13 protein-coding genes are annotated in these 11,597 nt (G+C 41.4%); 8 read left to right on the top strand and 5 right to left on the bottom strand.

Translation table 11 applies throughout. From position 1 onward, the window contains the following. Positions 1-32 precede the first annotated feature (32 nt). The 4 genes from Q0192_RS15125 to Q0192_RS15110 all read left to right on the top strand — a co-directional run bounded on the left by Q0192_RS15125 (position 33) and on the right by Q0192_RS15110 (position 3,742). On the top strand, positions 33-503 hold the full coding sequence (locus Q0192_RS15125) for a tetraacyldisaccharide 4'-kinase (RefSeq protein WP_299290598.1): 471 nt from the start codon (positions 33-35) through the stop codon (positions 501-503). After that, complete coding sequence (locus Q0192_RS15120) at positions 454-1,269, top strand: purine-nucleoside phosphorylase (protein ID WP_299290596.1); 816 nt, start codon at positions 454-456, stop codon at positions 1,267-1,269. The genes Q0192_RS15125 and Q0192_RS15120 overlap by 50 nt, the downstream gene beginning before the upstream one ends. Continuing rightward, the gene (locus Q0192_RS15115; RefSeq protein WP_299290594.1) at positions 1,266-3,401 is read left to right on the top strand and encodes a putative porin; all 2,136 of its coding nucleotides are present in this window, start codon (positions 1,266-1,268) and stop codon (positions 3,399-3,401) included. Before Q0192_RS15120 ends, Q0192_RS15115 begins: the two co-directional genes overlap by 4 nt. Before the next feature lie 74 nt (positions 3,402-3,475). Further along, positions 3,476-3,742, top strand: a complete 267-nt coding sequence (locus Q0192_RS15110; protein ID WP_299290592.1) for a hypothetical protein — start codon at positions 3,476-3,478, stop codon at positions 3,740-3,742. A gap of 53 nt (positions 3,743-3,795) precedes the next feature. Here Q0192_RS15110 and Q0192_RS15105 read toward each other — a convergent pair whose 3' ends face one another. The 3 genes from Q0192_RS15105 to Q0192_RS15095 all read right to left on the bottom strand — a co-directional run bounded on the left by Q0192_RS15105 (position 3,796) and on the right by Q0192_RS15095 (position 6,521). Continuing rightward, positions 3,796-5,754: a KUP/HAK/KT family potassium transporter gene (locus Q0192_RS15105; RefSeq protein ID WP_299290590.1), complete on the bottom strand. Its 1,959-nt coding sequence runs from the start codon at positions 5,752-5,754 to the stop codon at positions 3,796-3,798. A 164-nt stretch (positions 5,755-5,918) separates the two neighbouring features. Further along, complete coding sequence (locus tag Q0192_RS15100; RefSeq protein ID WP_299290588.1) at positions 5,919-6,305, bottom strand: hypothetical protein; 387 nt, start codon at positions 6,303-6,305, stop codon at positions 5,919-5,921. A gap of 33 nt (positions 6,306-6,338) precedes the next feature. Next, on the bottom strand, positions 6,339-6,521 hold the full coding sequence (locus Q0192_RS15095; RefSeq protein ID WP_299290586.1) for a type II toxin-antitoxin system HicA family toxin: 183 nt from the start codon (positions 6,519-6,521) through the stop codon (positions 6,339-6,341). A 186-nt stretch (positions 6,522-6,707) separates the two neighbouring features. On the opposite strand from Q0192_RS15095, the gene Q0192_RS15090 reads away from it, so the two are divergent. Further along, on the top strand, positions 6,708-7,211 hold the full coding sequence (locus tag Q0192_RS15090; RefSeq protein ID WP_299290584.1) for a hypothetical protein: 504 nt from the start codon (positions 6,708-6,710) through the stop codon (positions 7,209-7,211). Here Q0192_RS15090 and Q0192_RS15085 read toward each other — a convergent pair whose 3' ends face one another. Continuing rightward, on the bottom strand, positions 7,212-7,421 hold the full coding sequence (locus Q0192_RS15085) for a hypothetical protein (protein ID WP_299290582.1): 210 nt from the start codon (positions 7,419-7,421) through the stop codon (positions 7,212-7,214). A 79-nt stretch (positions 7,422-7,500) separates the two neighbouring features. On the opposite strand from Q0192_RS15085, the gene Q0192_RS15080 reads away from it, so the two are divergent. Next, positions 7,501-8,565 (top strand): L-dopachrome tautomerase-related protein, encoded by a 1,065-nt coding sequence (locus Q0192_RS15080; RefSeq protein ID WP_299290580.1) that lies wholly within the window; start codon positions 7,501-7,503, stop codon positions 8,563-8,565. 520 nt (positions 8,566-9,085) lie between these two features. Here Q0192_RS15080 and Q0192_RS15075 read toward each other — a convergent pair. Beyond that, positions 9,086-10,267 carry an asparagine synthetase B gene (locus Q0192_RS15075; protein ID WP_299290638.1) on the bottom strand — a complete coding sequence of 394 codons (1,182 nt, stop codon included), beginning with the start codon at positions 10,265-10,267 and terminating at the stop codon, positions 9,086-9,088. A 150-nt stretch (positions 10,268-10,417) separates the two neighbouring features. On the opposite strand from Q0192_RS15075, the gene Q0192_RS15070 reads away from it, so the two are divergent. Beyond that, entirely contained in the window at positions 10,418-10,879 is a 462-nt protein-coding gene (locus Q0192_RS15070; RefSeq protein WP_299290578.1) for a peptidylprolyl isomerase, read from the top strand. A 101-nt stretch (positions 10,880-10,980) separates the two neighbouring features. After that, on the top strand, positions 10,981-11,424 hold the full coding sequence (locus Q0192_RS15065) for a DUF5606 domain-containing protein (protein ID WP_299290576.1): 444 nt from the start codon (positions 10,981-10,983) through the stop codon (positions 11,422-11,424). Positions 11,425-11,597: the final 173 nt, after the last annotated feature.

The raw sequence follows: 11,597 nt of genomic DNA, 5'->3' as shown, positions 1-11,597 counted from the left end.
CCGCAGAAAACCAGCAGCAAATCCGCAATAAAATGCTTCTTTTACCGCATCAAAATTTGTTTTTCACCAGCATTGTTTATCAGGATTTCCGGCCGTTTACGCTTTTGGCCGATGCTTCTTTTATCAAGCAAAAATCAGTGGTATTTTTATTGACGGGTATTGCCAATCCGCAACCGTTGCTGCAACATTTGCGTAAGCAGTTTGAAGCGGTTTATCTGCACAAATATCCAGACCATCATCAGTTTACCATCAAAAATATAAGTAAACTTGTTGCAGATTTTAACGCTTGTGCAACGGATAAAAAAGTAATCATCACAACAGAAAAAGATGCGCAGCGTTTACAAGAACCTGCTTTGCAAAAAGCGCTGGCCGGTTTGCCGGTTTTTGTTGCGCCGATTGGTTTGAATTTTTTGAATAATGCAGCGCCTGCGTTTAAGCAGTTAGTAGAAAATTATGTTAGAAAGTATCAGAAAAACAACCGCTTATATACAAAGCCGGATTAACGGTTTTGAGCCAGAAATTGGAATAATTTTAGGCACCGGTTTGGGCGGTTTGGTGAACGAAATGGAAGTGGAAAAGCAGTTGATGTACAGCAACATTCCTGATTTTCCGATTTCTACCTTAGAATTTCATTCGGGCAAATTGATTTTTGGGATGCTGGCCGGCAAAAAAGTGGTGGCCATGCAAGGCCGTTTGCATTATTACGAAGGCTATTCCATCCAGCAAATTACGTTTCCGGTGCGGATTATGAAAATGCTGGGCATCAAAGCTTTGCTGGTTTCTAATGCCAGCGGCGCACTAAATCCCGCATATAAAAAAGGCGATTTGATGGTGATCGAAGACCACATCAACTTGCAGCCCGACAATCCATTGCGCGGAAACAACAATGAAGAATTAGGCCCGCGTTTCCCGGATATGAGCCAACCTTACCGAAAAGATTGGATTGAAAAAGCCTTAAAAATTGCCGGTAAAAACAGCATTACCTGCCACAAAGGGGTTTACGTTTCGGTTACCGGACCAAACCTGGAAACTCGTGCCGAATACCGTTATCTGCGCATCATCGGCGGCGATGCTGTTGGCATGAGCACTGTGCCAGAAGTAATTGTGGCCAACCACATGAACCTGCCTGTTTTTGCCATTTCGGTTTTAACGGACGAAGGTTTTCCGGATGATTTAAAACCGGTTTCGGTGGATGAAATTATTGCTGTTGCCCACGCTGCCGAACCAAAAATGACTTTGATCCTGAAAGAACTGATTGCCGACCTGTGATATTAAAGCCGCTTAAATTTCTGTTTTTTCTGCTGGTTTGCCTGTATGCGCCGTCTGTTTACGCGCAATATGGCCGTACAACCAATTCTAATACCAACACCAATCCGTTCAATCAAAACGATACGACGAAAAGGAGGCCCGCAAAAGCTTTGACCGACGATCAGTTGCTGGACACTTTGCGCAAACGCGACGAGCATAAAGGCGATACGGTTATTTTTACCTCCAAATTTATCCGCGTAACCAACGAAAAGCTGCTGAACGACAGCACACAGGTTTTGCCTTTGGACACGACACTGACCAATTTTGAAAATTACAGTTCCTTGTACCAGCCGCGAAGCCCGAAAATAGGGTTGGGGAATTTAGGTTTGGCCGATCGGAATTTACTTTTTGAACCGATAAAAAAAGTAGGGTTTGATATTGGTTTGCATGCTTTGGATGATTATTTACTTCACCCCGAAGATATTAACTACTACCGCGCCCGCACGCCTTTTACCAATTTGTATTACGTAAACGGTGCCTTAAAAGAACAGGTTTTCCGTGTTACGCATACGCAAAACATCAAACCAAACTGGAATATTGGCTTCAACTTTAACCGCATTGGTTCGGTTGGTTTTTATCCGCGGCAAAAAGCAGACCACCTGGAAGCCGCTATTTTTACCTGGTACGAATCGAAAAGCAAACGCTATAATTTACTCGGTAACCTCAATTTTAACAACTTAAAACAGCCCGAAAATGGCTCTATCCTCAGCGATTCAATTTTCAACGGTTCTTCGGGCACGACTGGCACAAGCGGTTCGTTGTCTAAAAGTTCGCAGCCGGTAAGGCTCAATAATTCGCGCGATAACTGGCGCAACAACAGCATTTACATCAAGCAGTTTTATTACATCGGCCGCACAGAAGGTTTAAAAACGGGCGCAGGTTCGTCTTCCAGCGTGTTGCCTACGCAGCGTGTTTCGCATACTTTTACTTACAACACGCAGAAATACACGTATTTGCAGGACGAGGCCGATCAGTACCACGTTTTTCCGCTTGCAAGGTTTGATTCGTTGTACTCGCGCGATTCCGTCATGGTCAAACATATCCGCAACGATTTTTCTTACAGTTTTTACCTTCGGGGAAATGCTGTAAAGTTTGTGCGCAACGAGTTGAAACTGGATTTGGGTTTGGTGCACGATTATTACAACTACAGCCAGTACGTGCGGCAGCCGGGGCAACTGGCCACTTCCAACTATCAGCAATTGGTAAACCACACTTCATTTCAAGACATCACTTTAAAAGCACGTTTGGGCTATAATTTAAGTAACCGTGCCGCTTTGGATGCCAATTTTCAGCAGGTAACTTTGGGCAGGGAGTTTGGCGATTATTTGTACGATGCCAAACTGAATGTTTTGCTGGGCAACAAAATTGGCCGCGTAATTATGGAAGGTTATACGCAAAGCAATACGGCGCCCATCATTTTTACCAACTGGACTTCCAGCCATTACGATTTCCATAACAGCTTCAGCAAACCAAAAACCACCAGCTTGTCTTTCAATTATCAAAACGACAAGTTGCAGTTTGATGCCAAGGCCGAATACTTTTTGCTGAACAATTACCTGTATTTTCAAGTGCCGCAGGATTCTTTAAATAATAACCCGAAGGCAATGCAAAATAGCGGTGCAATCAGCTTGTTAAAAATCAGCGTTGGCAAAAACTTTACCTGGCGCAGCTTGCATTTGGATAATTATTTTGTTTACCAAAAAACAGATAACACCAACGTTTTGCGCACGCCCGAATACTACGTTTACAGTAGTTTTTATTACACCAAACGTTTTTTTAACGTACTGCACACCAATATGGGTTTTGCGGTAAGGTATAATTCAACTTATCTCGCACAAGCTTATGCGCCGGGAATTGGCCAGTTTTACAATACCAATTCAGCAAACAACGTTACGTTCCCAAGTTACCCGGTGGTTGATTTTTTTATCAAAGGCACTTTACGGCGCACCAACTTGTTTTTAAAATACGATTATGCCAACCAGGGCTTGTTTAGCAAAGGGTTTTACACAGTAATTGCCCCCGGCGGTAGGAGCGGTTACCCAATGCAGGACAAGCTTTTGAAATTTGGCGTGAGCTGGAATTTTTATGATTGAGGCTTTGCGCTGTCATTTCGCCGCTCTGTCATCCCGACGATAGGAGGAATCTTCTTCAAAGCAGTTTAGCTTTTATGGTTGAAATAAGATTTCTCCCTTCGGGTCGAAATGGCAAAGCGGATGCTTCTTTTACCGGTGTTTTTTATGCGCCTTGTTCTGTCATCCCGACGATAGGAGGGATCTTCTTCAAAGCAGTTTCAACTTGTGTTTTTGAAAGAAGGTTTCTCCCTTTGGGTCGAAATGACAAGGCGGTCAGTCATTCTGAGCTTGTCGAAGAATTCATCGGGCATGCTTCTTTTACCACTATAAAATTAGTGTCCCTGTTATTTATCCAAAAATAGCCGATCCCAATTTTTATGTGATAAAAAAAGCATCAGCCAAAAATCTTTTGCGGTTATTGAACCCTTTGCAACTTAACCTTATCGGTAGAAGTGTAAACAAGCGGATATTTTTCGAAAACCACGTTGCTGGGGTCTAAACCAAAGTTTACATCTTCGCGCACGCCCACAGATTTAAGGTTGTAATAACTGTTGATGAACAGGTTTTGCCAGAAAGGCAACTGGTTGTCAAACGATAAATAGGAGTTTACCACCACAAACTTGTAACCGCCGATCGGGTTCCTTTCAAACTTAATTTCTTCGCAGTCATCGCGTTTCAGTTCTCCGGTTTCCATCAGTTCTTTCACTATTTTCCTGAAAAACAAATCTAATTTTGGTTCAACCCTAAAACCCAGCCGGAAAGTGATGTGATAAGCATCGTTTTTGGAAAGCTTATGCACTTCGTACTGTAAAGTGTAAGGGTCGTCGGTGATTTTCACATAAAAAAACCAGTAAACATCGGCCCTTTTTAAGGGCGAAGTAAAGATTGAGTTTAAGGTTTTGTTTTCGATTTTTCCTTTTTGCGACGAAAACGTAAAATAGATCAAATGGGTGGAATAAGTATCAATGGTGGTGCTGTGGCTAAGTTCAACCAGCTTTTCCAGGTTTTCCGGCTCCCATTCACTGTAAGTAATCAATTTATTTTGGGTGATCCTGCCGCGCCGCCAAATCAACATAATGGTAGCAATAGCACTGCCCATCAGCAGCATAATCCAGCCGCCTTCGGCAATTTTTTTAAGGTTGGCAATTAAAAAGGAACTTTCGACCGCTAAAAACATGAGCATGGTAGGTATGATGGCCGCCAAAGACCACCTGCGCGACAGCATAAAAAGCGTGATCAGGAAAGTGGTGGAAAGCATGGTCAGCGTTACCGAAAGGCCAAAAGCAGCTTCCATTTTGGTTGATTCTTTAAAATACAGCACTACGCCGATGCAGGCAACCATTAACGACCAGTTGAAAAAAGGGATATACAATTGCCCTTTGATGGCACTGGGGAAAATGATTTTATGCCGCGGCCAAAGCCCTAAATGGATGGCTTCGTTGGCTAAAGTAAAGCAGCCACTGATGAGTGCCTGGCTGGCAATAATGGTTGCAAAAGTGGAAAGCACAACGGCCGGAATATAAATAGGCAAAGGCACAATGTTGAAAAAAGGACTTAAACTGTTTGCTTTGCCGGCACTTAAAAGCCAGGCCGTTTGCCCGGCATAAGAAAGGATGAGCGAAGTTTTGATAAAAATCCAGCTTACGCGGATGTTGTTCCGGCCAACGTGGCCCATATCGCTGTACAAAGCTTCGGCACCGGTAGTACAAAGAAATATGCCGCCAAGCAGCCAAAAACCCTTTGGGTAATGCACCAATAGGTTAATTCCATACATTGGGTTTACTGCTTTTAGCACACTAAAATTTTTGCTTAGTGCCAGCAAGCCTATCACGCCGATAAAACTAAACCAAAGCACCATCACCGGCCCAAATATTTTGCCTATTTTTTGTGTCCCAAATTGCTGGATCACAAACAGGAAGATTAGAATGGCAATGATGATCGGTATCGTATCCAGGTGCGGGTAAAATAACCGGAGCCCTTCAATTGCCGATGCTACCGAAATAGGCGGCGTGATAATACCATCTGCCACCAAAAACGAACCGCCCAGAATGGCCAGGATCACCGCCCATTTGCCATAATAACGTTTTATCAAGGCATAAAGTGAAAAAATCCCGCCTTCGCCGTGGTTGTCGGCCTGCAAAGTAATGAGGATGTATTTGATGGTGGTTTGCAAGGTCAGCGTCCAGATCACGCAGCTTAATACGCCCAATGCTTTGGTTGGGTTGATGATTTCGCCGGGGTCAAAAATAGCGGTGTAGGTGTATAAAGGGGAAGTGCCAATGTCGCCGAAAACAATGCCAGTCGCAATCAGTAAACCGGCAACTTTTACTTGCGATTGAAATTGCTGAACGCTGGTGTGGGTTGCCGTTTCCATAAAATTCTTCGCTTAAAAACTGATTAAAGTTAAACAAAGAATTTTGGCAACTGTTGCCGGGAAAAGGAATTTAAGTTTTGATGAAAGGGATCAGGATTAGTACCACAAGATTTATACTGATAAAAGAAGTATAAACACTTACCTGAGTTTTAATAAAACTTTAATTAAACTGCATAAACCGAAGCTTTTTGCAGCTGTTCGGCTAAGCGGTGCAATGTTTCTTCGATTTTTTTAGCCTGATTTAACGACGGATGCTTAACACCAGATGCATATTGGCGCAACAAACCAGCATTAATGGCCGCATACTTTGCAACTTTACTAATGTTTAAAAAATCGAATTCCTGAAACAGCGCAAATACATCATAAGTAGGCTCAAAAGCTACAGTTTCAGGGTCAACATCTTCAAATTCTTGTAAACGAAGCTTTAATTTATTTTCGAGGTCGGCAAGATCAATCCCATGGTTAGCAATTAAATTATTGTTGTACTTCACACTTCCCCACAAACCTTCATCTCCTTTTTCGATGACTAACTCTACTTTTATCTTTTCCATCGTTGCAATTTTGTAATCAATAAAAACAGCATCTTATTTTAATCCTGCCTGTTTTAATATAGCGTTTAATGTTCCTTTTGGAATATCGCCTCCATGAACCGGAACGGTTATTTTCCCTAATTTGTTAGGATGAATCAATTGTAAATGGCTGCCTTTCTGATCTTTTTCTTCCCAGCCGTCCTGTTTAAGCAATTTGATCAGCTCCTTAACTTTCATTAATCAAAGGTAGCGAATGTGCTACTAACAATCTTAATTATATGTTGCTAAAAACAGCATAGGTCTTCTGTTTTTTTTTCTTCGGAAATTAAACAGAAATAGATTTTCATAAAAATGCTTCTTTTAACCATCAAATTTACATGACTGATTCTAACAGTTACATTTGCATGGTTAAAAACATGATTTATGAAATTAGCATTTAATCTTTTTTTAGTTTTTATACTGTTTGTACTTTTTTCAAAAATATCTTTCGCAAAAAACGTGAGGAACTCAAAACGACTTGTGGATACAATCCTTACCTTTCACAACGATACTTTATTTTCAAATATCGAATTTAAAATTTTCATCGGTCAAAAGCTTACGATTGGAAAAGGTTCAGATGATGGAAGATACCAAACCGTGTCTTTTAAATCTCCTTTTGCCTTGCCAACCCTATTAAACAGAAATCTAGATATTAAAAACAATATTGAATACCAAAATGATCCTTCTTTACGTGATCAAGATAAAGTAAAAGAGTCTTTAAATATTGGACAACCGTTGATTGTTACAAAAATAAAATTAACAGGTAACACAAAACGGGGGTTTCATTATCTTCTTTATTTAGCTACCGGAACTTCTTCTTTTTCCAACAAATTTGTTTGTGGTGATATTTCTTATGCTTTAAAATTGAAGGAGCTTTTAATTCAATAATCAGGTCAAGCTTCTGCTATAATTATAACGGTAACAATTTTCCACCGATAAAAACAGCATCGCATCAAGTCTTCTGCTTTTTTTCTTCGCCGCCGGAAACAAAACGTTGTTTAAAATCAAGCGGTAGCCGGGAGAATTGGGGTGCACATAACCAAAACGCCGATCCGATTCAGCTTCTAATTTATGATAACCAGAACAAATTGTAAGCAAATGGTATTGTTGTTTTAACTACATTTTTTAATGCAGTATATGTTTAGTTAATTATAAATACAAATCAAATTTCAATACGATGAACAACGAGACTTTTGTTCAAAATAATAAGTTACCTGTAACAGACAGCGGATTGATAGCTGTATATGAATCAAACATGGTTTGGAACGGTGTAACAACTACAAGTGACGGCCGTGTGTTTGTTTGCTTTCCTCACCTTGAAAGTAATGCAGGCATCAAAATTGGAGAAATACTTTCAAATGGAACAGTTGTGCCTTTTCCAAATGAGCAATGGAACAGTTGGAAGGTTAGTGAAGACCCAACTGAAAAGTTTGTGCGCACTAATTCACTTCGTATCGGCCCTGATGGCAATCTCTGGATAGTAGATACCGGCTGTCCAACGTTTGGCTCGGCTCCTATAAAAGGTGGTGCCAAACTGGTTGTTGTCGATATAAAAAAGAACGAAATATCCCGCATTATTTCTTGCGACGATTTTATTAAAAAAAATAGTGCCATAGATGATTTACGAATCGGGAAGTCATTTATTTATGTTACCGATGCTGGAGAACCTAGCCTAATTGTGATTGATTTAAAAACAGGTAAAGGAAGGCGGGTTTTAGAAAACCAAATTTCTACAACAGACAGCCGTCCAATGTATGCAGAAGGCAAGGTTATGATGGAACAAGGCGACAAAGAATTCCGTCTTCACGCAGATCAACTGGAGCTGTCGCCCGATGAAAAGTTTTTATACTTTCAGCCTGCATCAGGGCCTATGTTTAGGATTGAAACAAAATTTCTAAACGACCCTGCTTTAACAGCTATAAATTTATCGGCAAAAGCAGTGTTATGGTCCTGCACGCCCACTACCGGTGGAACGGCAATGGACTTAGATGAAAATATATATGTTTCTGATGTTGACCATCTTCAAATACTTAAAATAACACCAGAAGGAAAAAGCAGCATACTGATTAAAGACGATAGGCTGACTTGGATTGATGCTTTATGGATTGATGGTGAAGGTTACTTATGGATGCCCGAAGCACAATTAAACCGTACCGCTCCGTTTCAAAATGGCATATCCAGGGTTGTTTTTCCGGTACATATTTATAAACTTAAAATTGATGTCAAACAGATCAAATATTAGCCGCATGGTTTAATCTGCTCCTTTTATTCTCCAACTCGCTGGGGGTTGCAACCCCATCCTTTGAGCTTAGGGTTTCTAATCAAACAACATCTTTTTTAAAAATTCACTCAACTTTTCCACACCCAACTTCTCCGCCAATTCATTCAAATCTTTAGCAACTGTATCAACCAAACGAATACACTTTATACCCAATTGCAAAATCTATCATCGAACCATTAAACTATTCGAAAATAACAAGTTGGAAAAAATGTGGCAATCACATTTGCATCAACTGCGCAAAAACCAATTAATACAACTTTAAAATGAATTATTATCTGGATAATTATGGGCATGAAGTAGGGGTAATGCTTCTTTTATCAATATAAAATACAAAAGGTATAATCGAGAGGGTTAAGCCTTTTGCATTTATATAAGGGAAGTATCTTTTCAAATTTATGCCGATAAAAGAAGCATGGCCGGAAATGCGATCTAATCAAATCTGTAAACAATACTTTTCAAATTTCTACCGATAAAAACAGCATCAGGTTTTCTGCTTTTTTTTCTTCGCCGCCGGAAACAAAACATTATTTAAAATCAAGCGGTAGCCGGGAGAATTGGGGTACAATTTTAAATCGGTTGGTGGGTCGCCGATGGCGTGCTGGTAATCTTCCGGGTCGTGGCCGCCGTAAAAAGTCCATTGGCCTTTGCCGTAATCGCCGTGGATGTAACGCGCTTCCCCAGCCGATTTTAATTCGCCCAAAACCAAAACGCCCGGCTTTAACAGATCTTTGCGGAAAGCTGTTGTCAAGCCCATAAACCCTTTGATTACCTTATCGTGGTTTTGGGTGAGCATGGAAGGAACAACATCCCATTTGGCAGAAAAATCAAACAAAGTAAAAAAATCCTGCGGACGATCTACCGTTCGGGTAGCCGTTACATCAATGTTGCTGAAGCTGTGGCTGTACGGGTTTTCGTCCAGCTTAAAGTTTTGGAAAGCAAAAGTTTTAGTGAAATCGAGTTTGGATTGTGCATTCGGGTCGGCTGCATCACCGTCAAAAATACGTTCGCAAATGTCCGTTCCTTCGGCAGCCAAAGCAATATCAAAAGTATCGGTGCCAGAACACATCGCAAATAAAAAGCCGCCGCCCGAACAAAAATCACGGATGTTTTTGGCCACGGCCAGCTTCATTTGCGATACTTTTTTGAAGCCTAATTTTGCAGCTAATGCTTCCTGCCGCTGCTGGTCTTCAATGTACCACGAAGCCGTGTGAAAAGCGGTGTAAAACTTGCTGTACTGGCCGGTAAAATCTTCGTGGTGCAGGTGCAGCCAGTCGTATTTGGGCAATTCTCCTTTGATGATCTCTTCATCATACAAAACCGTGTACGGAATTTCGGCATACGTTAAAACCAGCGTTACGGCATCGTCCCAGGGCAGCTTGCTTTTTGGGGAATACACGGCCATTTTAGGCGCTTTTTCCAGTTTCACCAAATCCATATTGGCGGAAGGATCGGTAATTTCGGTTAAGATCGAAGTAACTTTTGCATCGGCCAAAACCTCGTAACTTACACCTCTGATCTTGCATTCGGCTTCCGATTTCTGATCATATTTCAACATAAAACTGCCGCCACGGTAATTGAGCAGCCAGTCTACTTCTTCACCATTTTTTAAAACCCAGAAAGCAATGCCGTACGATTTTAAATGGTCGTGCTGCGTTTCGTCCATCGGGATTAAAATGGAAGCCGCATTAACCCTGACAAAACCCGTTAAACCTAAAATTAATGTGATAAAAACAGTACGAAAACGCCTCATCCTAAATAACTCTTAATTTAATATTAACTCCAAAATACTAACTTTGCCCTTCTTAAACGAAAAATGAGCAAAGCAATTATCAAAACTGAAAAAGGCGACATGACGGTAGAATTCTACGATCAGGATGCGCCGAATACGGTAGCCAACTTTACAAAATTAGCAAAAGATGGCTTTTATAACGGCGTAACCTTTCACCGGGTTATCCCGAACTTTATGGTGCAAACCGGCGATCCGCTTTCTAAAGATCCGGCAACTGCTTTCCGTGCGGGCAGCGGTGGCCCAGGCTATAAAATTGATTGCGAGCTAAGCGGCGGCAACCAATACCACGACCGCGGCGTGCTTTCGATGGCGCATGCCGGCCGTAATACCGGTGGCTCGCAGTTTTTTATCTGCCACAGCCGCACCAATACCGCACACTTGGACGGCAACCATACCGTTTTTGGAAAAGTAATTGACAATGTAGATGTGGTAGACCAGATCCGCCAGGGCGATAAAATTACAAGCGTAGAAGTGATTGAAGGATAGGAAAAAGTTGTAAGTTTTAAGTGATACGTTTAAGTGGCGTGTAAACCTTTATGCTTCACCGCCATCTAAACGTATAACTTAAAACGTAAAACCCAAAGAAAATGAATTTACAGGGAATAGTATCCGTTTCCGGGAAACCGGGCTTGTGGCGCGCGATGGCACAAAGCAAAACCGGGTTTATATTGGAAAGCTTAGACGCACAGAAACTGAAATTGGTTGTGAACTTAAACACCGCAAAACTGGCAGCATTGGAAGAAATCACGGTTTTTGGCGAAGAGGAAGATTTAAAGCTGACTGATATTTTTGAGCGGATGAAAACGGCAGAAAACACTCCGGATGCCAAAAAAGCAGACGGAAAAGTGTTGCGTGCTTTTTTTCGGGAAGTAGCGCCAGACCACGACGAGGAGAAAGTTTATGCTTCGGATATCAAAAAGATCATCAGTTGGTTTGAGCTATTAAAAAACCGGCCTGAGTTTAAGGCAGTGCCGGAAGCTGCGGTTGCTGCAACCGAAGCCGGAAACGATGGCGAATCAGGGCAAGCGTAACTGCTTTTCTGTCATTTCACCCCAAAGGGAGAAATCTTTTTTAACCAAAAGGCTAATTTTTAGGTGGTAAAAGAAGCATGTCATCTTATCGCTCTGAAGAAGATTTCTCTCTTTGGGCCGATTTCTATGATCTAAGCAACTGCTTTTTGATAATTATTTTCATACATTCTATT

Origin of the sequence: uncultured Mucilaginibacter sp. (genome assembly GCF_937859865.1) — a bacterium.
Taxonomy (GTDB): domain Bacteria; phylum Bacteroidota; class Bacteroidia; order Sphingobacteriales; family Sphingobacteriaceae; genus Mucilaginibacter_A.
Note: the sequence above shows the minus strand (reverse complement) of the source record. Positions and strands in the feature narration are given on the sequence as shown.